Origin of the sequence: Paraburkholderia sp. BCC1886 (assembly GCF_900996245.1) — a bacterium.
GTDB lineage: Bacteria > Pseudomonadota > Gammaproteobacteria > Burkholderiales > Burkholderiaceae > Paraburkholderia.
This window is the reverse complement of sequence record NZ_CAAJGK010000126.1, coordinates 1-446: the sequence shown is the minus strand read 5'-3', so window position 1 is coordinate 446 and position 446 is coordinate 1. Positions and strand designations below refer to the sequence as shown.

The 446-nt window shown below is 71.7% G+C and carries 1 pseudogene; it reads left to right on the top strand.

Annotated elements, in window-relative coordinates:
- Positions 1–172, top strand: a pseudogene (locus FQ746_RS33285) (pyrroline-5-carboxylate reductase dimerization domain-containing protein); the annotation flags it as partial.
- Positions 173–446: the final 274 nt, after the last annotated feature.

Genomic DNA, 446 nt, shown 5'->3' with positions numbered 1-446 from the left:
GGCGATCTCCGGCAGCGGCCCTGCCTACGTGTTCTATTTCATCGAGGCGCTACAGGAGGCGGCACGCCAGCTCGGCCTGAACGAGGAACAGGGCCGCGCGCTGGCGGTGGCGACCTTCACCGGCGCCGCACAACTGGCCGCGCAATCGGGCGAGCCGGCCGGCGTGCTGCGCGGCCTGCGTGATGTAGCTCGCCAGCACCGGCGAATCGTAGGGAAGCGCGCGACGCGCCGCGAGATCCAGCGACGGCAGCGGCGTGGACGAGTCGATACCGGTAGCCGGCGCAGTCGCCGCGCGGCCCGCGCGCACCTGGCCGACAGCGTGCACGCCGCCGAAGACGCTGGCCATCAGTGTCGACGCCGCCAGGTTGGTAGGGTCCAGCGGATCGATCTGGTCGGCCAGGTGGTCGTAGCCCGCATTGCGCAGGATCGCACGCTCGGCTGCCCCT